Annotated in this window: 15 protein-coding genes; 12 read left to right on the top strand and 3 right to left on the bottom strand. The window is 50.8% G+C overall.

The genetic code is table 11. The annotated features are described in order from the left end of the window. The 7 genes from leuB to K9N57_12690 all read left to right on the top strand — a co-directional run bounded on the left by leuB (position 1) and on the right by K9N57_12690 (position 10,106). The gene (gene leuB / locus K9N57_12720; protein ID MCF7805047.1) at positions 1–1,089 is read left to right on the top strand and encodes a 3-isopropylmalate dehydrogenase; all 1,089 of its coding nucleotides are present in this window, start codon (positions 1–3) and stop codon (positions 1,087–1,089) included. A gap of 116 nt (positions 1,090–1,205) precedes the next feature. Further along, positions 1,206–2,288 carry a branched-chain amino acid aminotransferase gene (locus K9N57_12715; protein ID MCF7805046.1) on the top strand — a complete coding sequence of 361 codons (1,083 nt, stop codon included), beginning with the start codon at positions 1,206–1,208 and terminating at the stop codon, positions 2,286–2,288. A 34-nt stretch (positions 2,289–2,322) separates the two neighbouring features. Continuing rightward, positions 2,323–3,606 carry an argininosuccinate synthase gene (locus K9N57_12710; protein ID MCF7805045.1) on the top strand — a complete coding sequence of 428 codons (1,284 nt, stop codon included), beginning with the start codon at positions 2,323–2,325 and terminating at the stop codon, positions 3,604–3,606. Then, positions 3,587–4,762 carry an argininosuccinate lyase gene (argH, locus tag K9N57_12705; protein MCF7805044.1) on the top strand — a complete coding sequence of 392 codons (1,176 nt, stop codon included), beginning with the start codon at positions 3,587–3,589 and terminating at the stop codon, positions 4,760–4,762. Before K9N57_12710 ends, argH begins: the two co-directional genes overlap by 20 nt. Positions 4,763–4,944: 182 nt before the next feature. Continuing rightward, positions 4,945–5,781, top strand: a complete 837-nt coding sequence (proC, locus tag K9N57_12700; GenBank protein MCF7805043.1) for a pyrroline-5-carboxylate reductase — start codon at positions 4,945–4,947, stop codon at positions 5,779–5,781. Between the two features lie 1,259 nt (positions 5,782–7,040). Continuing rightward, positions 7,041–8,168 carry a transaldolase gene (gene tal, locus K9N57_12695; protein ID MCF7805042.1) on the top strand — a complete coding sequence of 376 codons (1,128 nt, stop codon included), beginning with the start codon at positions 7,041–7,043 and terminating at the stop codon, positions 8,166–8,168. Between the two features lie 276 nt (positions 8,169–8,444). Continuing rightward, the gene (locus K9N57_12690; GenBank protein ID MCF7805041.1) at positions 8,445–10,106 is read left to right on the top strand and encodes an FMN-binding glutamate synthase family protein; all 1,662 of its coding nucleotides are present in this window, start codon (positions 8,445–8,447) and stop codon (positions 10,104–10,106) included. 83 nt (positions 10,107–10,189) lie between these two features. Here the strand turns inward: K9N57_12690 and ilvD are convergent, their stop codons facing one another. Then, positions 10,190–11,869, bottom strand: a complete 1,680-nt coding sequence (gene ilvD / locus K9N57_12685; GenBank protein MCF7805040.1) for a dihydroxy-acid dehydratase — start codon at positions 11,867–11,869, stop codon at positions 10,190–10,192. Positions 11,870–12,494: 625 nt separating this feature from the next. On the opposite strand from ilvD, the gene K9N57_12680 reads away from it, so the two are divergent. Further along, on the top strand, positions 12,495–13,130 hold the full coding sequence (locus K9N57_12680; GenBank protein ID MCF7805039.1) for an NAD(P)H-dependent oxidoreductase: 636 nt from the start codon (positions 12,495–12,497) through the stop codon (positions 13,128–13,130). A gap of 335 nt (positions 13,131–13,465) precedes the next feature. On the opposite strand, the gene K9N57_12675 is transcribed toward K9N57_12680, so the two are convergent. Further along, a complete protein-coding gene (locus tag K9N57_12675) occupies positions 13,466–14,971 on the bottom strand; it encodes a NapC/NirT family cytochrome c (protein ID MCF7805038.1) in 1,506 nt (501 codons plus the stop codon). Between the two features lie 18 nt (positions 14,972–14,989). Continuing rightward, complete coding sequence (locus K9N57_12670; GenBank protein MCF7805037.1) at positions 14,990–16,324, bottom strand: hypothetical protein; 1,335 nt, start codon at positions 16,322–16,324, stop codon at positions 14,990–14,992. A gap of 440 nt (positions 16,325–16,764) precedes the next feature. On the opposite strand from K9N57_12670, the gene K9N57_12665 reads away from it, so the two are divergent. The 4 genes from K9N57_12665 (at position 16,765) to K9N57_12650 (ending at position 21,275) form a co-directional block, all read left to right on the top strand. Then, positions 16,765–18,714 (top strand): hypothetical protein, encoded by a 1,950-nt coding sequence (locus tag K9N57_12665; protein ID MCF7805036.1) that lies wholly within the window; start codon positions 16,765–16,767, stop codon positions 18,712–18,714. A gap of 61 nt (positions 18,715–18,775) precedes the next feature. Beyond that, on the top strand, positions 18,776–19,207 hold the full coding sequence (locus K9N57_12660; GenBank protein MCF7805035.1) for an isoprenylcysteine carboxylmethyltransferase family protein: 432 nt from the start codon (positions 18,776–18,778) through the stop codon (positions 19,205–19,207). A gap of 81 nt (positions 19,208–19,288) precedes the next feature. Then, on the top strand, positions 19,289–20,122 hold the full coding sequence (locus K9N57_12655) for an alpha/beta fold hydrolase (GenBank protein MCF7805034.1): 834 nt from the start codon (positions 19,289–19,291) through the stop codon (positions 20,120–20,122). A gap of 166 nt (positions 20,123–20,288) precedes the next feature. After that, entirely contained in the window at positions 20,289–21,275 is a 987-nt protein-coding gene (locus K9N57_12650) for a c-type cytochrome (GenBank protein ID MCF7805033.1), read from the top strand. The last annotated feature ends 198 nt before the right edge of the window (positions 21,276–21,473 follow it).

Here is a 21,473-nt window from a genome sequence, read left to right as displayed (position 1 = left end):
ATGACGAAAAACGTCATAGTGTTGCCCGGCGATGGTGTTGGAACTGAGGTCACGGATGCGGCCGTTCGGGTCATGGAAGCCGTCGGTGAACTGTACGACGTCTCCTTTAATCTGGAACGCTATCACGTGGGCGGCGCCAGTCTGGACGAGTACGATACACCTATCAAGGATGAGGTCATCGAGGCGTGCCAGGAGTCGGATGCAGTCTTATTGGGTGCTGTCGGCGGACCGAAGTGGGACGGTAACACCGGCGATAAACGGCCGGAAGCTGCATTATTAGCGCTCCGGAAAGAATTAGAACTCTTTACGAATCTCCGGCCGGTGAAGGTCTACGATGCATTGGTTGAGTCTTCCTCACTGAAACCGGAAATCGTGCAGGGTGTGGATATCCTTGTCGTGAGAGAGCTGACCGGCGGTATCTATTTCGGTCGCCCCCGATTTACGGAAGATTTACCGGATGACAGACGGGCCGTCGATACCCTGGAATACAAAACTTCTGAGATTACACGGATAGCAAAGGTTGCCTTTGAAGCCGCCGGTTCACGTCGTGGTCGGGTAACATCTGTGGACAAGGCGAACATTTTGGAAACTTCCCGCCTCTGGAGGGATACGGTAGGGACCTTGGCAACGAAATATACGGAAATCGATTTCGAGCATATGCTCGTGGATAATTGCGCGATGCAACTGGTGCGGTATCCAAAACAGTTCGACGTGATACTGACGACGAACATGTTCGGTGACATCCTGAGCGATGAAGCCTCGATGCTCACCGGATCCATTGGAATGTTGCCATCGGCTAGCCTCGGAAACGGGACGGCTATGTATGAGCCGGTACACGGTTCCGCCCCGGACATCGCTGGGAAAGGTGTTGCCAATCCGCTGGCGACGATTGCGTCTGTGGCGATGATGTTCCGGTTTTCCTTCGACCTGGAAGAGGCAGCACAACAAATTGAACAAAGTATTGAGAATGTGCTGAATAACGGTGTGCGTACCGGTGATTTGACCGATACGGACGCTGCCGTCGGTACTGATGAAATGACTGAAGCCATACTAAATGAATTTCAACAACATACAAGTGTAGCAACATGAGAACAGTCGGAAACACTACTAACAAAAGTGGTCTGACACCAAACCATAACCCAGAAGCAGCAGGAGAAGAACCGATGTGGGACACAACTGAGACTGCCGAGAAATCCAACGGCAGCATGACTGCCGAGATGCAGGTGACAAGAACTCAAGACAGTCGATTGGAGAAGGTAGACCTGGATAATCCAGGGTTTGGTGTAACGTTTTCGGATCACATGTTTGAAATGAATTATCTAGACGGCGAATGGCAGACGCCGGAAATCGTGCCATACGGTTCCATAGATGTTGCCCCGGCCATGGCTTCATTGCATTATGGTCAGGCGGTATTCGAGGGAATGAAGGCGTTCTACAGCGAAGATGGCGATGTTCACCTGTTTCGCCCGGAACAACACCATGAGCGGTTCAATGCTTCCTGCCGGAGATTGTGCATTCCGGAGACCGACTACGAGACGTTCATCGAAGCCATAAAAACATTGATCTCGCTGGACTATGAATGGATTCCCAAGACTCATGGTCAGGCATTGTATATCCGGCCGTTCATTTTCGCCACGGATAACTACCTGGCGGTGGCGGTGTCGGAAACCTACAAGTTCCTGATTATTACCTCGCCTGTGGGAGCCTATTACAAAGAAGGTATCAATCCGGTGGGCCTGGTGACCGCGGAAGAATACTCCCGCACTGCCAAGGGCGGAGTCGGTACGGTCAAGACACTGGGGAACTATGCCGCCAGTCTGCTGCCGGCAAAGAAAGCCAAGGAAAAAGGCTTTACCCAGGTGCTCTGGCTCGACGCAGCTGAAAAAAAGTACGTCGAGGAAGTCGGGACTATGAATATATTTTTCAAGATAGACGGCACCTTGGTGACGCCGCCGCTGGAAGGAACAATTCTGCCCGGCGTGACCCGGGATTCGGTTATCCGGATTGCCAGGGAATGGGATACTCCGGTGGAAGAGCGCCAAATCTCCATCGATGAGGTGATGGAACGCTCGGACAACGGGGAACTGGAAGAGGTGTTCGGTACCGGGACGGCCGCTGTGATATCTCCGGTGGGTAAAATTCAGCACAGGGATAAAACCATATCCATCAACGGACATAATATCGGGCCGTTTGCGAAGCGATTGTATGACGAGATTACCGGTATCCAGTACGGGAACGTTGAGGATCGCTTTGGCTGGATTCGCAAAGTCGAGCCCGAAACCTGGTAATATTAATTCGTGAGATGGAAAGTTTAGAACCGTAATGGAATCAAAAAAGGTAGTACTGGCCTACAGCGGAGGACTGGATACCTCAGTCCTCCTCAAATGGCTCGACAACCAGGGCTACGAGGTCATCTGCTTCGTCGGAAACGTGGGACAGCAGGAGGACTTCGACGCCGTCCGGGCAAAGGCGCTGGAAACCGGTGCCTCCAAGGTGTATGTTGAAGATCTGCGACGGGAGTTTGTCACCGAGTTTATCTTTCCGGCACTCCGGGGAAACGCGCGATACGAAGGTCGTTATCTGCTGGGGACATCTCTGGCGCGGCCGCTCCTGGCGAAAGCCCAGATTGAAATCGCCGACAAAGAAGGCGCGCAATACGTCGCTCACGGCGCCACAGGCAAAGGCAACGATCAGGTACGGTTTGAACTCACGTATTACGCACTCAATCCGAAGATTACGGTGATCTCCCCGTGGAAGAATCCGGAATTTCTTGACCAATTCGCAGGTCGTGCAGATCTGCAGGCATACGCAGAAAAATTCGGAATCCCGATTTCGTCCACGAACGGGAAGGTTTACAGCGAAGACGAGAATCTGATGCACATCAGTCACGAGGCGGGCGAGCTGGAAGATCCGCTGTACGAGGCGCCGGAGGGAGTTTACAGCCGGACGAAGTCTCCCAAAGATGCGCCGGACGAGGAGACCAAAGTCGAAATCCAGTTCAGGAACGGCAACCCGGTAAAGGTGACCAATCTGAATGATGATGTCACAAAAGATGACCCGCTGGAGCTGTTTGAGTATTTAAATGACCTGGCCTACGAGAACGGTATCGGCCGGGTGGATATGGTGGAAAACCGGTACATCGGCATTAAGTCCAGAGGAATCTACGAGACTCCCGGCGCCACCATCCTCTGGGAAGCACACCGCGACCTGGAGGGACTGGCCATGGACAAAGAGGTCATGCATCTCCGGGATATGCTGATTCCGAAATTCTCCGAGTTGATCTACAACGGCTACTGGTTTTCGCCGGAGATGGATTTTATCATGAGCGCATTTAACAAAAGCCAGGAGGCGATCGACGGTACGGTGATTGTTTCTCTGTACAAAGGGAATGTCTACGTTACCGGCCGGAAATCTCCGACAGCGCTGTATGACCAGGATATGTCTTCCATGGAAGTGGAGGGCGGATTTGACGCCACCGATTCCAGAGGATTTATCAATATTAGCGCTATCCGGCTGAAGGCACACAACCTGGTGCTGCGGGATGGCCGACCGTATGACTGGCGCATTATCAAGGAAGAGCTGCTCAATGAAACTGTGGAGTCCTGACTCCGATACCGATTCGCGGATCGAAGCGTTTACGGTCGGGGATGACTACGAACTCGATCAGGAGCTAGTCGTCTACGATTGTGAGGCGTCCAAAGCCCACGCAAAGATGTTGGGCGCTATTGGAATTCTCGAGTCTGCCGAAGTCGAGTCCCTGGTTGAGGAACTCGAGAAAATCCAGGCCGAAGCCGAATTCGGTGAATTCGCGATTTCCCCGGAACAAGAAGACTGCCACACGGCCATCGAAGAGCGGCTCACGGAATCGCTGGGAGACACGGGGAAAAAGATTCACACCGGTCGGAGCCGGAACGATCAGGTCGTGACGGCGCTCCGGCTGTATTACCGGAAGCAATTAGATTCCATGGTAAAGGAAATTGACCGGTTCAATGAATCGGCCAACGCATTTGATGAAAGATTCGGCGAAGTGGAGATACCGGGATTCACCCACACAAGAAAAGCAATGCCGTCCTCCATGGGAATGTGGGTTAACGCATTTATTTCCGGAATGGAGGATAACAAAATCCTCCTGGAAAGTACGCTGGAGATGCTGGATCAGTCTCCGCTGGGTGCCGGCGCCGGTTACGGCGTGCCGCTGAACCTTGATAGAGCAATGACTGCGGAGGCGATGGGATTCAGCCGAGTGCAGGAGAATCCGATCGCTACGCAAAACAGTCGCGGAAAATACGAAGCGACGATTTTGCACGGATGCAGTATGATTATGCTGGATTTGAATAAAATGGCATCGGATCTCGTGAACTACAGCGCTCCGGCCTACGGTTTCTTCGAATTGCCGGAAAAGTTATGTACCGGGAGTTCCATTATGCCGCAGAAGAATAATCCGGACGTATTTGAATTAGTGAGAGCTAAGTATCATCAGGTAGCTGGCTGGCAGCAGCAGGCGCAAAATATTGCAGCAAATCTTCAATCCGGATATCACCGGGATTTGCAACTGACAAAGGAACCGGTCATGCGCGGACTCCGGACGACTCTGGAATCTCTGGACATTATGACTTACGCACTGGAAAATCTCGGGGTTAACCGGGATCGGTGTGCAGAATCAATGACTGCGGAATTATATGCAACCGAGCGGGCGTATGAACTCGTGAAACAGGGTGTGCCGTTCCGGGATGCCTACAGAAAAATTTCTGAAGACTATTAGGGGGAACACAATGGCTGTCGGATGCCTTCTGGGGGGAGGGTGCCCGGCAGCCACCTCTAATGAGATGCCGGTTGATTTGGCTGTTTCTTTTTTTATTATCGGGTATATTTAAATAATCCTAACAAAATTTTCTGGCATTCGAATGGGAATCCAAATTACAGAACAGAAGGGATACGTGTGTTATGAGTGACGATATTTTTGCAAAGAAGATTACTGTCCTCGGCGCAGGAAATATCGGGCAGGCCATCGCCCGGGGTTTTGTGCAGTCGGGGAAAGTGGATGCTGATCAGGTAACGCTGACCCGGCGGAATCTCCAGTTCATCGAGGAGTTCGAGGACGAAGGATATCATATCTCCAAGGATAACCGGGAAGCCGTCCGCTCGGCGGATTTGGTGATTATCGCGGTACAGCCGCAGCAGCTTGTCGGGCTGTTAAATCAGATAAAGGACGATATCGATCCGCAAAAGCATATCCTGATGTCAATAGTGACGGCGGTGAGTATTAACGAAATCCTGAAGCACCTGGAGAAGGATGTCCCGGTCGTTCGGGTGATGCCGAATACCGCCATTGAAATTGGCGAATCCATGACGTGTATCGCCGCTCGTCCCGGCAGCGAAGATGCCATCGATGCGACACGTACCCTGTTCGAGCTTATTGGCCAGGTTGTGGTGTTAGACGAAAACCGGATGACGCCGGCAACGGCGCTCGTCGCATGCGGCATTGCTTTTTTCCTTCGGGCGATTCGTGCAGCCTCACAGGGTGGCATCGAAATCGGTTTTCATTCCGAAGAAGCCCTAATCATGGCCGCGCAGACCGCCAAGGGCGCCGCATCGCTGCTCCTGAAGTCGAAGCACCATCCCGAGTCCGAAATCGACAAAGTCACCACGCCCAGAGGTTGCACTATCGGCGGACTCAACCGGATGGAGCACGAAGGATTTAGCTCGGCGATGATTAAGGGAATCCTCACCTCCGCCGATCTGGCCGAGGGGCTGTATGATAATCCCAATGGGGAGGAATAACTCTTTTCTGATCTATTGTCCCCTTTTTCCTTGATGAAAAAGGGGACAGAAAAAATCAAGGAAACTCAGAACTCGCACTCCCTATCCGATAAATGGTCTTACATACTAAATTTTATATCAGAAATTCCGCTCTTATAGTTCCTATTGGGGTGCTCAAACACTGAGTTTCCGGGTAAAACAAAACCATGGCTTGTATATGGCCTTGCAATTAATTTTGATGAAACTTCTGCCGAACAAAAGACAGCCAAAACCGACTGTTTGACCACGGGGAGTTTCGGTTTTGGCCTGGAGTGAGGTGTAGAAGTTTCCAAAATTAATTAATGTCCAAGTGTTCCATACAAGCGCACAGCCTTGATTTTTTGGCCCGCTTTTAGCGTGCAAGTATTCCGCACAAGCGTATCAAGATAAAAGTGGGATAAACCCACATGTTGTGTTGAGGACGAAGCCTAAAATTTCGATATTTATCGGCCTTGAATACTGGTTTGTTCCAACGCTCGGTGAGCGAAAGAAAGTGGGAACCAGCTGTTTGACCGACAGCCAGTAAGCTGGAGGGAGTTCTGGTTCCCACCTGAAGCGAGCCGCCAGCGTTTTCAAACCAGTATTCCAGCCGGATTTTTGCACACTTTTTTTACCTGTCCCGATCCGTCGGGAAAAAAGTGTGGATGAAAAAAACAAAATCCTCTTTATTTGGTGAAGTTTTTACTCGTTGGGGTGAGTCTTAGGACTTAGCCTGAATTATTCATAAATCGAAATAAATGTACGAATTTTAGGCGTGCTAATATCAATATTTTCAGTTGGGTAGAGCCGTTCCATGGAACGGCTCTACTTGGAACATTTCCAATCCTTCCTTTGGTTCAGAAGAGCTCACTGAATATTTGTACTATTTGATTGCCGAAAAAGGTGCTGCTATTTTATGAATTAATCAGGTTAACCTGATTAATTCATAAATTTGGAAATTTATAATTGTCAAAATTCACGTAACTTTATAAAAAATAAGCGGTAGTAGAGACACGCCATGGCGTGTCTCTACTAAAAAAATTCCCGACTATAATACGGCGTAAATTTGGGTCGAAACTACTTCCAGATCTGGAATAGGAGGTTTTAAAGCAATATTTATGAATAATTCAAATTAGAAAAATATTGTTTGAATAAGTCACTTGCACTGTTGAGGACTATATCAGAAATCATTACATTACTATGCTTTCGGAAAACTGAGTGCGGAAGAGAATTGAAATAATTACTGAGCAGAGGAAAATGATATGAATCGACTAACGGAGCTTATTAATTACGGCCAAAGTTACTGGCTAGACAACCTCACCCGCGGAAAGATTAAATCCGGAGAACTGAAAAACCGTGTGGAAGAACAGGGCTTGCGCGGTATCACCTCCAATCCCAGTATTTTTCAGAAGGCGATTACCCAGAGCGACGATTACGATGACCAGATCCGGGAATTGACCGAAGCCGGCAAATCAGTGGATGAAGTGTACGAAGCGGTTGTGGTAAAAGATGTGCAGGACGCGTGTGATGAACTGCGTGGCTTGTACGACGAAACCGATGGGGCTGACGGCTATGTGAGCCTGGAAGTCTCACCGTATCTTGCCCATGATACGGAAGGTACTGCGAATGAGGCTCGGCGTCTGTTCAAAAAGGTTGATCGGCCGAACTGCTTCATCAAGATTCCGGGAACCCCGGCCGGCGTCCCGGCAATCGAAGAAGCACTGTATGAAGGTATTAACGTTAACGTAACGCTGCTGTTCTCCATTCAGAGTTACGAGGATGTGGCGTATGCATATATCAGGGCTATGGAACGGCGCGCAGCGGAAGGCTTGCCGCTGAAATCGGTGGCATCGGTTGCCAGCTTTTTCCTGAGTCGGATGGATGTATTGGTCGATGAACTGTTGGAGCACCGCATCTACGGCACTGATAACACCGAGGAGAAAAAACTTGCCAAAGAATTAATGGGCGAGTCGGCCATTGCAAACGCGAAACTTGCCTATCAGAGTTATAAATGGATTTTTGGATCGGCACGGTGGAAACTCCTGGAAGAGAAGGGTGCGCGAGTACAGCGTCCGTTGTGGGCGAGTACCAGCACCAAGAATCCGGAATATAGCGACGTGCGCTACGTGGATTCACTCATTGGACAAAATACGGTGAATACCCTTCCGGATAAAACCATTGACGCGTTTGCCGACCACGGTACGCTGAAAGAAAATACGGTTGAAGAAGGTATCGAGGAATCGGAAGAAACGCTTATGAATATGTACGAGCTCGATATTGACCTTGATTACGTTACACAGCGCCTGCTGGATGAAGGTATCCAGAAATTCATCAAGCCGTTTGACAATCTGATGGAAACGCTTGAACAGAAGATGAAAGAAGTCGGATAATTACCGATTTCGCCGGGATTCCGTTTATTGGAATCGCACACTTCCGGGATATGAAGATCACGCAGCAGAGGTAGAATTTCCGTAACAACCTCTGCTGTGGAATCTTTCCGGACTCACCAAAATCCCCCCGCTCTAATCTGTATTGGGTCATTTTTACCCTGCGCAGATCATCCCCCCAATTTGTTTTACTGTCTCGCATAACAGTGATGCCGTGGACGCGGTATCGCCGTACATAGATTACAATCAAACCTCAAAAAGAAACCGGAGGATAGGTTTATGCAAGAATGGCGAGGCAGGAACGATGCGCTTGGAACTGTTAACCGTGGGGATGCGGCCGAATCCGGCTTGTGCACCCTGTGTCGGGCAGATTGCAAGGGCAAATGCGAAACGTGGCTCTCCTCAATTATTGGTCGTAAAATCCTGTATCCCAGAGATTTTGGTGACATCACCGCAGGCAGCGCCAACATTTCCCCGAAGGGTGTCGGCTACCATAGTTTGAGAATTCAGGGTTACGTCCACGGCGCGGAGGGGCTTCCGCCCGGGTTACAGAATTCAGCGGACGACTGTATTTTCCCCAATGTCAAAATCGAAACCGAATTCGGCAGAGAGGTCAAAACCAAAAGCCGGGTTCCGATAATGACAGGCGCCCTCGGTTCAACCGAAATCGCCCGGAAGTACTGGGATTCGTTTGCCATTGGAAGCGCACTGGTCGGATTTCCGATTGTAATCGGAGAGAACGTAGTCGGCGTAGACCAGGAAGCCGAACTGGAAGATGGCAGCGTGGTTAACGCACCGGAGCTGGACCGACGTATTCAGACGTATCAGCGGTATATGCATGACGGATACGGGGGGATATTCGTTCAGCTGAACGTAGAAGATACCCGAAACGGCGTGGCCGAATACGTATCCGAGCATTATGGTGATGATGTCATTATCGAACTGAAATGGGGGCAGGGCGCCAAGGATATCGGCGGCGAAATCCAGGTCAGGAGTCTGGACTATGCAAAATTCCTGAAGGAACGAGGGTATGTTGTCGATCCCGATCCCACGTCCGAAACCATCCAAAAAGCGTATAAATCCCGGGCCATCCGCAGCTTTGCGCGGCACAGCCGGTTAGGTGGAACCGACGCGCCCACCACGGATGATCTGAAGCAGCAATTTATGGAACGGGTGGAGTACCTGCGTGGCCTTGGATTCAAACGAATTTCCCTGAAAACCGGCGCATATGATATGCAGGGATTGGCTATGGCGTTGCGGTTTGCCGCCGATGCCAAACTCGACCTGGTCACCATCGATGGCGCTGGCGGTGGAACCGGAATGAGCCCCTGGAATATGATGGAGCACTGGGGAATCCCCTCTGTGCACCTGCATTCGAAGGCCGTCGAATATGCCGATACGCTGGCTGAGCACGGAATCGATGTGCCGGATCTCTCATTCGCAGGCGGTTTTGCCAGGGAAGATCACATCTTTAAGGCGCTGGCGCTGGGTTCACCGTATGCAAAACTGGTCTGCATGGGCCGGGCACCCATGATTCCGGGATTCGTGGGTGCGAATATTCAGGGCGTCTTCGATCCGGAACGGCAGGAAGAACTGAACGGCAACTGGAACAAGCTGCCGTCGACGGTGAATAAATACGGCGAAACCCCGGAACGGATCTTCGCCGGATGGTACGACGTGGAAGACCTTATTGGTCCGGAGGAGATGAAAAATATCCCGCTGGGCGCCGTGGCGATGTGGAACTATGCAGACAAACTGAGCGCCGGACTACAGCAGTTTATGGCTGGCGTGCGGAAGTTTGATATCCATACGCTGAACCGGAAAGACCTGATGTCGGCAAACATGGAAACCGAAGAAGTTACTGGGATTCCGCACATGACAAAGGCTAATAACGAGGAGGCGTTAGATATACTCAAGACCGGATTAAACGGACGGAAATAAGCCGCAATCAAAACGTCCGTTAGTCACAGAAAAAGGCCGCTTCCCGGACAGGAGGCGGCCTTTTCTTCTTAGATTTTTATCACTTATTTATCGGTAACGGCACCCTCGGAAGCGGAGGAGACCAGTTTGGAATATTTCCGGAGGGAGCCGGTTGTTATTTTTGGCGTGGGCGCCGACCACTGTTTTCGGCGTTTTTCCAATTCTTCTTCCGGGACTTCGATATTGATGGCGCGCTCCACGACATCGATGGTCACGGTATCGCCGTCCTGCACCAGCGCAATATTTCCGCCGACCTGGGCTTCGGGTGTTACGTGGCCGATGACGAATCCGTGGCTGCCGCCGGAGAAACGTCCGTCGGTGATGAGCGCGACCTTTTTTCCCAGTCCTGCGCCCATGATTGCCGAGGTGATAGAGAGCATCTCCCGCATTCCCGGGCCGCCTTTGGGGCCCTCGTAGCGGATAATCACCACATCACCTTCGGTGACCACTCCATCCTCGATGGCATGCAGTCCCTCCTCCTCGGAATCAAACACTCTGGCGGTGCCGGAGAAATATTCCCCTTCCTTGCCAGTGATTTTCCCGACGGCGCCGTCTTCTGCGAGATTACCGTACAGAATTTGCAGATGTCCGGATTTTTTGATGGGGTGATCCAGTGAAAAGATGACCTCCTGACCTTCATCCAGCGCAGTAACCTCCTCCAGATTTTCCTCCAGCGTCTTTCCGCTGACGGTCATGCATTCACCGTTAAGGTAGCCTTCACGCAGCAGCATCTTCTGGACGGCAGGAACGCCGCCAACATTGTAAAGATCTTCCATCACGAATTGGCCGCTGGGTTTCAGGTCGCCGACGTACGGCGTCCGGTCGCTGATTTCCTGAAAGTCATCGATGGTCAGATCGACTTCAGCGGCCTGCGCCATGGCCAGGAGATGCAGTACGGCATTGGTTGAGCCGCCCAATGTCATCACAATGGTGATGGCATTCTCGAACGCTTCGCGGGTCATGATATCTTTGGGCTTGATGTCTTCTTCCAGCAGATGACGAATCGCTTCACCCGCACGCTTGCACTCGTTGACCTTGTCTTCGTGTGTGGCGGGAACCGAGGAACTGAACGGCAAACTCATCCCCATGGTTTCGATGGCAGAGGCCATGGTATTTGCCGTATACATCCCGCCACAGGCGCCGGCGCCGGGACAGGCGTGCTTCAGCACGTTGTCCAGTTCATCCTCGTCAATCTCTTTGGAGAGATATTCGCCGTACGCCTCGAATGCCGAGACGATGTCCAGTTTTTTATCGTCGTAGCATCCGGGACGGATCGTGCCGCCGTAAACCATGATGCTCGGCCGATTCACCCGAGCCATGGCCATAAGCGAGCCCGGCATATTTTTATCGCACCCCGCCAGAGAGATATTGGCGTCGTACCACTGGGCCCGCATCACCGTTTCGATGGAATCGGCAATAATATCTCTGGAAGGCAGGGAGTATTTCATCCCTTCCGTTCCCATGGCAATTCCGTCGCTGACGCCGATGGTGTGGAAGGTGAGCCCGACCAAATCGGAATTATTTACGCTGGTTTTCACGTGCTGCGCCAGGTCGTTCAGGTGCATGTTACATGGGTTTCCGTCCCAGCCCATGCTGGCGATTCCGACTTGCGGCTTAGCCATATCCTCTTCCGACAGACCAATACCGTACAGCATCGCCTGGGAGCCGACCTGGGAGCGTTCCTGGGTTAAGCGGGAACTGTACTTGTTTAATTTTTCCGACATAATTTACCTCACTATTTCGATTATATTTTCTACCGGGGGGAGGTTAAAAATTTGATTGGTCAAAGTTAGGATAATTTCCTGTGCAGATCCACGTTTGAACTCGGTTTGTTTGGAGATGGTGTTCGGGGTGGGGGTGTCTCCTAATCGTACTTTTATTCAGATAACCAGGTTTGTTTAAAGGGAAGAAGGTATAGGGTGTAAGGTATAAGGGGAGATTGTAGAGCAAATTGACTAAAAGGGGTCGCTTTGAGCCCAACTTACCGGGGTGGGAAAATGAGTAATTGGTAAAAGAAGAAAAGTGAAAGAAAATAATGTTCGTTGTTTATGGTGAACATGAATTCCGAATGTCTAATATCCAATTTCGAAAGTGAAAAGCTGCCTTTGCTATTTCAAACACAACTCACCCACTTGTTCTCCCTCTCTTCCGAAGAGAGGGAGAGACGTGCTTTAAAGGTTTGGAAAACACTGTTTTGTCCGAGTCGATCGCCAACGGTGCGAAAAGACGACCGACTTCGGGAGTGCTCCCTTGGTTCTGAGACTATTACTCAATAAGTTTGCTCCGAAGATATTGATACATGAAATGGATGAAGCATAAAAATATATCAGTGAAGGATTGACTAACGTTATGAACCAAATTAAAACTGATGAAAAAATCCGGATCGTAGGTATCTGTGGTAGCCTGCGGGATGGAAGCTATACCAAAAAAGTTATGAATGTCGCCCTGGCCGGTGCAGCCGAACTGGGGGACGAGACCGCACTGATCGATCTGCGGGAGTTCGAATTGCCGTTTTGCGACGGCAGTAACACAGAGGCCGCGAAAAAGGGTGATGTCCAGAAATTGCGTGACCAGGTAAAGGATGCTGATGGCGTTATCCTGGGGACGCCTGAGTACCACGGGAGCTTTAGCGGTGTTCTGAAGAATGCATTGGATCTGATGGGATTCGACGAATTCGAGGGGAAAATGCTCGGACTGGTAAGCGTCTCAGCGGGTCAGCTCGGTGGCGTGGATGCCCTGACAAGTTTACGAACTATCGGACGGGCGCTGCACGCCTGGGTGATTCCGGAGCAGGTGTCCATTCCCCGGGTGTATGAAGTATTCGACGAGAACGGCCGAATGACCGATACGGATCTGGAGCGACGCGTCAAAGATGTAGGCCGGCAGGTGGCCCGGTTTTCTTACCTGCACACCTCAGATCGCACCAATGAATTTGTGCGGTACTGGGAGGAGGCGCCGCCGAATCCCGGGGCGCAGGATCGGTGAATTCGACTTCACCCAAAAGAATGAAGATATATTGTTTTAGATCCAATTTGAACTGCTATACGGTCAAATATTGTCATTGTTTCTATCGATATGCCCCCTTTTTCCTTGATAAAAAAGGGGGCAGCCTCATCGAGATCCCTGCGGGAAAAAAATCAAGAAAACTTCGAACTCGCACATATTGGTATGATGGATGGTCTTTCACAATAGTGTTTATGCTATTCAGTAGTCCTAGTGGTATTTATCATGGTGCTCAAACACGAAGTTTTCGGAAAAACCATTAGATTTAGGAAGTTGCTCGAATTATAAAGAGGTCGCTCAATTTACTTTAAGCGCCATCACTCATAAAAATAATTCAAAAACTCCTGCTGCAGGTACTTCTTCAGTGCGGATTCCGGCTCCTCATCCGTAATCGTGTTCAGGTATTCGAACGGCTCCCGGCTTTGGTTTGCTAAAATAGAATGACAGAGCGTACAGTCGTTATCAATGGCATCTCCTGACTCGCTCCGCATGTACGAATTATGGCACCGGAAGCAGCCGGCGTCATCGCTTGGATGGCCGATATGGCTGGGATAACTCCCCCAGATGATGTTCATCTCCGGATGGATGTTGCGCAGCCACGTCTCCTGGAGCACCGATATTGCAGTGTCAATCTCCGCGGATTTCGACCGCGAAATATTCGGATAATTCCGCCGGTAGAATCCACGAAGCCGGGTGGCGATACCCTGCTTTGCTGCTGTAGTATCGTTGTAATTATTAGTGAGAGCGGCCAGTGCTTCCCGCTTGATGTACGGCAAGGACCGCGGAATTTTCCCCAGCCGGATCCGCTCATTGACTGCATTTTCAGGATTTTCGTAGATGTGCGTCGCCCGGTTGTGGCAGTCGATGCAGTCCATCGCCCTGACATTGGCAGTATCTTCGTGAGCGTAGTCATCAACAGAGAGACGGGTATTGCGATACGTTTTGAAGGAGCCATCCGGCTGCTTCACCTCCACGTCGATGATGGTCTCGCGCTCGTCATCGATGGAGGTATACCGCACGGTGTTTTCCTCGGCGATATGCCAGTGGATTCCGGCGTAGGTGGCTTCGGGGCCGCCGTCGATTTTCAGATTTAGTGTGGTGTAAAGTGGGGTAGAAGCGCTGTCCGGCCGGTAGGTGATGTCGGTCTGCAGTCGACTTCCGTAAAACTTGGAAGGCCAGTGACATTTTTCACAGGTTTCCCGGGCCGGTCGCAGCTGGTGCACCGGCGTGGGGATTGGTTTCTCGTACAGGTTGAACGTGGCCGAAACCATCTGCCATGCGCCGTTGAGTTTGGAGTCGATAAGTGCGTCAATCCCTTCGCCAACATGGCATTCTACGCACTTCACCCGGGCGTGCGGTGAATCCTGGTAGGTGGTCCACTCCGGATTCATCACGCTGTGGCACGCCGTGCCACAGAAGACCGGTTTGTCCATGAAGTGAAGGGTCTGCATACTCGCCAGCGCAAGAAAGAGTACGTTGAGGCCCGTTAGGATGCCCACGGTGAGAAACAGCCGCGAACCGGTACGACGCGCCTCGACATCTTCCTGGGGAAACTGTTCGTTGAGCAGTTCCCATGTGGATTTATCCCTGGTGGCTTTGTACTTGTACCACCCAATGGGTATCAGGATTAACCCGACGACGAACAGTGTCGGCAGCAGTAAATAGGTGATGAGCCCGATGTACTGGTTGGTCAGGGACCCGCCGATGCGGGCAATTTCCAGCAGCAGAAACGTGAAAAACGACGAGGTCGTCAGTACGACGCCGATCTTCCCGTACCAATTGACGCCGACGCCGCGGATGAAGTTCAGGTATTTATTCCACATGAGGGCCTCTGCCGGCGGCTATTCGGACTGGAACATCTCGTTGTAAATATTCTGCTGATCCCCGGTGCGGATACTCTCTTTCAGCGATTTGGTGGACTGATTCATCCAGGTATGCATGGGATTTTCCTCCAGCAGGCTGTCGATATAAGCGTCCACTTCGGAATCTTCGTATTCCCTGGCCAGCGGGAGGAATTCAAAGTAAAAGTGCTTGCCCACCTCATAGATGCCGTGCCACCAGGTGTAGTCCGGCGCCATCATGGCGGCGCCCATCCTGGCACGCCGACCTTCGTGGTGCCAGAGCTCCCAGTAGATCCATTCGATCTCGTTTGAGAAACTGGCCGGATTTTCCAGCAACCCCTTGTCCTGGATCATATACATGATTTCCTGAGCGGGTTCGGCGAACTTTTTGTTATAAAGTTTGACCACGGCGTCATACTGATAATAATGTCCGTCGACAAACTCGTTCTCATGGCAGGAACTGCAGACGTCCTTCATACTATCCCGCTTCTTTTTCCAATTATCTTTATGGACAGAGATTTCCGGACGGAGTGTCCATGAGATGCGCTTCCCAACGTCATGGGTCACATTCTGTTCCGTGGTAGCCGACATGTGACAGGTGGCGCAGGTCGGTGCGATATTATAATCCTGACCAACGACCCAGCGATCCGAATCGAGATTCATTTTATCGACATTCGTGAAATACGTATTGCCGTGCTTGGAAGCCTCGTAAATCTCCTTCTGTGGATGATCCGGGCCGAGGTGGCACTTGGAACAGGCCTCGGGCTGGCGCGCCTGCGCCTTGGAAAAGGAGTGGCGCATATGACAGGCGTTACACGAGCCCTTGGAGCCGTCCGGGTTGATTCGGCCGATCCCGGAGTTGGGCCAGTCCTCTTTGGAAAGCATGTTTGGCGAATCGGGATCGACCTCGATCTTGGCGCCGTGGCAGCTTTCGCAGCCGGTGATGGTCACCGGATGTCCGCCGATAACCTGTGCCAGATAGGCATCCTTGGATTCGAGGATTTCGCCGGCGGTTGCGTGATAGGAATTTGCCACTTCCTCGGCTTCTTTCTTATGGCAGGAACCACAATCCTTCGGCGTGACCAGTGTAGCAATAAGCGCTCCCTCGTGCATAAACGCATCCGAATCGCTCTTTTTGGCACCATGACAGCTGATGCAGGTGACGTTCTGCTGTCCATGTGCGGATTCGAACCACTGGTTATACAAGCCTGGCGATTTTTCCTTGTGGCAGGCCATACACTTGCCCGCATCTGCCGGTTCCTGGGCGGCGTTAACCGGATCGATGAAAATTGTACATAGTGCGAATACCAGGGGAATAATGAATAGATTCTTCATAGCGGAAAGCCTCCCGAATTCCGTTAGAATCAATGCCATTTTCATAATTTTTAGGGGTGTTGAGCGCACAGCCTGTTCTCAGAGAGAAGAGGAATGCGTAAGATGAAATGTAAATTACAATGCAGGTAAATAGTAGTGAAAAATCCGAATATGAGTATTTTTTACAGCCAGGAAAAATCGATTCTGAACTCGTTTGGAGTATATTATATTCTCATGGCATTGTTATTGGCAATCATTTATGCGGACCCGGGATTTGTCGTTTTTCCCAGTGAAATAAATAGCCGTTTCGCCCCATCATATTTTGTGCAAACCGAAAAGGAGTAAATGAAATGTTTCATCCGAATTCAGGCTCAGGCAGATATCCCGGCTGGTTATTGCTGGCAATTATCCTGACGGGATATGTTTTTATGGGATGCTCGGCAGAAAAGAGTGGAGAAAAAATGATTAGCGAGGAGTTTGCGAAGCAGGTCGTTCAGGAAATGCAGGACAAATTTGGCGAGCAACAGACTGACCGAATCGAAACCGGTGTGAACCAGGTGCGTATGCTCTGGAAGGAAAAGGATGGCTCCAAGGAAGACTTTCGCGATTTTTGCCTGGAGTATTTTATCGCCGACGAAGAAAATCTGGAAAAAACATTCACCCGGTTCGAGCACACCTTTGAGCAAGTGAACGGGATCTTCACCGAACTTAGCCGGGAACTGAGTTGGCATATCGACGTGAATACCGGTCCCATGCTGCCGGTGGATAATCTCATCGCGAACCTGAGCCCGGCATCACATCTCGAAGAAGATCTCTACGCCAGCAAAATTGCCTTTGCCGTCCTGCTAAACTTCGACCGGCCGACACTGGAGGAAATGCTGGAGCAGGGGCCGGACTGGACACGCCGCCAATGGGCGGAAGCGCGCCTGGCGCAGAATTTCGAAGAACGAGTGCCGGCCGAAGTCTCCCGGAAGATCCACGAAGCGTATGTCAAGGGTGACAGCTACATCAACAGTTACAATATCTATATGGGAAATCTCCTGGATGAAAAGGGTGAGACGCTGTTCCCGAAAGATCTGAAACTCATCTCCCACTGGGGGCTTCGCGATGAGTTGAAATCCCAGTATAAAGAATCGGATGGACTCCCGCGCCAGAAGATGATTTACGAAGTAATGCAACGGATCATCACCCAGGAGATCCCGGAGGATGTCATCAACAATCCGGACGTCCGGTGGGCGGTCTATTCCAATGAAGTGACGGGCAAGGATGCAGATAATTCTCCGGAACCGAATACACGGTACGCCACGTTTTTGAATGCCTTCCATGCCCAGCAGGCGGCTGACCCGTATTATCCGACATATGAAAATTATATCGACCGGAGCTTCGAAAAGTACCGGGAAATTCCGGAAGAGACTGTACGGGAACTCTTTGTAACGTTACTCTCCTCCGAGGAATTCAAGCAAACCGGCAACCTGGTCCGGAAGCGCCTGGGCCGGGACCTGCAGCCGTTCGACATTTGGTACACCGGTTTTCGGACCGGGATGGATTACCCCGAGGAAAAACTTAACGCCATCGTTAGCGAAAAATATGCAACGGTCGGCAACTTTGAGAAAGACATTCCAAACATTCTGGTCGATCTCGGATTCAGCTACGATACGGCGCAATTCCTGAGTTCGAAAATAGAAGTCGATCCGGCAAGAGGAGCGGGACACGCCATGGGCGCAGGCCGGCGTTCTGACGAGGCGCATCTGCGGACACGGGTACCGGAAACCGGGATGAATTATAAGGGGTATAACATCGCCATTCATGAACTGGGTCATAATGTGGAACAGGTCTTTTCGCTGAACCGGATCGATCATACTCTACTGGAAGGCGTGCCGAACACAGCTTTTACCGAGGCGTTCGCGTTTGTGTTCCAGGCCAGAGATCTGGAACTCCTGGGGCTCGACCCGGATAACCCAGAGGCGGAGCAGATGATGGCGCTGAACCAGCTCTGGTCAGTTTGCGAAATCGCCGGGGTATCACTAGTGGATATGGGCGCCTGGAACTGGATGTACGAAAACCCCGATGCGACACCGGAAGAACTGAAGCGGGCGACTATTTCCATCGCAAGGGATATCTGGAACACATACTTCGCGCCGGTTTTTGGTGTGAAAGATTCGCCGATCCTGGCGGTCTATTCCCATATGATCGATTATCCGCTGTACCTGCCGAATTACCCCATCGGCCACATTATCCAGTTCCAGATCGAGAACTATATCGAAGGGAAAAACCTCGCAGAAGAAATGGAGCGGATGTGTACTCTGGGATCCATTACGCCTGACTACTGGATGCAGCAGGCCGTGGGGAACTCTATCTCTGTGGAACCCCTGTTGAAATCGGCAGAGAAAGCATTAAAGGAAATATCCTGACTTCCGTCAGTGGAAAAAGGCGAGTGATCAAATATGGATCCAAGGTAAAAATACGAACGAAATGAAACACTCTCACATCTACGTCTTTTTTCAGTTCCTCTTCATAGGAATTATATTACTTCAGGGACCGGTACTGGCAGACGGATTCATACTTTTATTGCTGGAAGCAGGCGGGATTTTGCTCGGACTTTGGAGCATCTGGGTGATGGGAATTGGCAACTTTAACATCACACCCGAAACGGTGAAGGGTGGACAGATGGTCGCCAGGGGGCCTTACCGGTTAATCCGACATCCCATGTACACTTCGGTGCTATTAACATTGCTTCCGCTTGTGTTAAGTAAACTGACAATCTTCAGGATTCTTTGGTATGTTTTATTGTTGGTGACACTTTGCCTGAAATGCCGGTATGAGGAGAACTTGTTGGAGGACCACTATAGCGGGTACACGGAATACCGAAATCGCACCTGGCGTATTATCCCGTTTCTCTATTGAGTACCGCTGAAATAATTTACTGAGAAATCGGAATGGGGCACCTATCTTGTGGTAGCATTTTGCTAACCTGTCGGGATTGGAATGAAACGAATGACGACCTTTATCGCCACACTTGTCATAATATACCTCGCCTTTGCGGGGTTTTTATATCTGTTTCAGGAACAGTTTGTCTTCCATCCGTCCAGCGCCATACACTCAACTCCTGCCGACGTCGGATTACCGTATGAGGAGGTAACCGTCACAACACAGGACGGAATCGATATCGCGGGCTGGTTTATCCCGCATCCGGATGCGCGGGCTGTCATCCTGTATTTCCACGGAAATGCCAATAACCTGGCGGATCGGGTGGAATATCTAAAACTGCTCCACTCCCTGCGTGTATCAATCTTTGGGATCGATTACCGGGGATACGGCAAAAGCGACGGAAAGCCCGACGCACGCGGTACGTACAAGGATGCCGAAGCGGCGTGGGAGTACCTTGTGAATGACCAAAATATTGCGCCGGAAAACATTGTGATTTACGGGCGATCCCTGGGCGGCGCAATCGCTACCTGGCTGGCAAGACAAAAGAACCCGGGCGCGCTCATTTTAGGTTCGTCATTTACCTCCGCTGGAGATATGGCCCGGAAAATGTTTCCGTTTATGCCGGTAAAACTGCTGGTGCGGGTACCTTACAACACCCTGGAACATCTGAAATATGTCGATAGCCCGGTGCTAGTTTCCCATAGTATTGATGATACCACCGTCCCGTTCGAGCACGGGAAAAGATTATTTGAGGCGGCGAATCCTCCCAAAGAGTTTCTGGAACTCCGTGGACCGCACAATAATGTGGTATTTACCTCGCGCCAACAATATCTCGAAGGCCTCGATTCGTTCCTTTCCAGGTACGCAGCACAGATGATCTCTGAAAAATAGGTCGCATTGTCAGTCTCACAGGCAATCCCTTCATCTTCAAAATTCGAGTTGATTTAGTCGGCGTTTTCGCTCAAATTCCATGCATCTTTCATGGGACCTATGCCTGCTTGCCCATGATGCGTTAGTACAAAGAGATACCCACAAGCCACAAATCAAAGGAATAGATATGACAAGGATTACGAAAGTGATCCTGGGAATAGTATTGATTCTGGTCGTCGTCCTGGCCGGCGGATATATCTATTTCCAGGCATCGTTTCCAAAGGTCGGCTCCCCACTAGAGGTGACGGTGGAAAGTACACCGGAGCTCGTTGACCAAGGGGAATATTTAGCGAATAACGTCGCAGTTTGCATAGATTGTCATTCCCAGCGAAACTTCCGGTACTTTTCCGGACCGATTGTTCCTGGAACGGAGGGACATGGCGGGGATGTGTTCAACGAGGAGATGGGGGTACCGGGCGAAATCTATGCAAAAAATATTACGCCGAAAAGCCTTGGGGCATGGACGGATGGCGAAATTATTCGAACAATAACCACCGGAGTCTCCAGAGATGGAACGGCGCTGTTCCCCATAATGCCATACCGGGCCTATCGGTATATGGCGACGGAGGATGTTCGTGCAATTGTTGCCTACATTCGTAGCCTGGAGCCCGGCGGCGATATCCAGTATCCGGAACGGAGGTTGAATTTTCCGCTAAACCTCCTGGTGAACACGATTCCTCAGGAGGCGGCTCCGAAGACCAAGCCGGAACCACAGGATACCCTGGCCTATGGCGAATATTTAACAAATATTGCTGCCTGCAAGGATTGTCATACCCCATCCGAAAAAGGCAATTTTATAGAGGGTATGGAGTTCGCCGGCGGCATGGAGTTTAAATTCCCGTCAGGTGCGATCGTGCGGTCGATGAATATCACCAGCGACACCGAAACCGGCGTTGGAGACTGGAGTAAGGAACAGTTCATCGCCAAATTCAAGATGTACGAGTCACCTGATGCCCACCGGATGGAGGTGCCGAAAGATGGTATGAACACCGTTATGCCCTGGACGATGTATGCCGGGATGACCGAACAGGATCTGGGGGCGATTTACGAATATCTCCAAACGGTCAAACCCGTGAAAAATGAAGTTTTGCGGTTCTCCGCTGCTTCTCGGTAATCGGTCAATGCGGGGTCGGTAATTCCAAGAAAATCAGAAATGCACGGACCGGGAGGGAGGCATATTGTCGGCAAAAAGTATGCTTTCGCCCGGTCCTGCTTTATTCAGTGAACTCCAAACCCTAAATTATAAAGATTCTAGACAACGAAACGCCCGAACGAGTTATATCGACAGTCGGTTCTATATTGAACAGTAATA

Source organism: Candidatus Neomarinimicrobiota bacterium, assembly GCA_021734025.1.
GTDB lineage: Bacteria > Fidelibacterota > JAANXI01 > JAANXI01 > JAANXI01 > JAANXI01.
The sequence above is the reverse complement of the archived record's forward strand: the minus strand, read 5'-3'. Positions and strand labels throughout refer to the sequence as shown.